Here is a 255-nt window from a genome sequence, read left to right on the forward strand (position 1 = left end):
CCAGTCCCTTGGGCGCAATCAGGCCAACCTCCGCCGCATGGCCGCGGATCGTATTGGTCAGCTGGGTGCGCCGGGCGATCAATCCGTCGCGGATCCCCGTCAGCATCAATGCGGCCTGCTGCTCGGCCCTCTTCACCGGTACGAACCGCATCCTCGGCCGGCTCATCGCCTCACACAGGCCTTCCGCATCCCGCCAGTCGTTCTTGTTCCGCGAAACGTAGGGCTTCACCAGTTGCGGCGCCATCAGCTTCACCT

The 255-nt window shown here is 65.1% G+C and carries 1 protein-coding gene; it reads right to left on the reverse strand.

Annotated elements, in window-relative coordinates; genetic code table 11:
• A partial coding sequence (locus tag FNJ47_RS47190) for an IS110 family transposase (RefSeq protein WP_163163636.1) occupies positions 1-255 on the reverse strand: 255 nt, incomplete at both ends.

This window comes from Bradyrhizobium uaiense, from assembly GCF_010811875.1.
In the GTDB taxonomy this organism is placed as follows: domain Bacteria; phylum Pseudomonadota; class Alphaproteobacteria; order Rhizobiales; family Xanthobacteraceae; genus Bradyrhizobium; species Bradyrhizobium uaiense.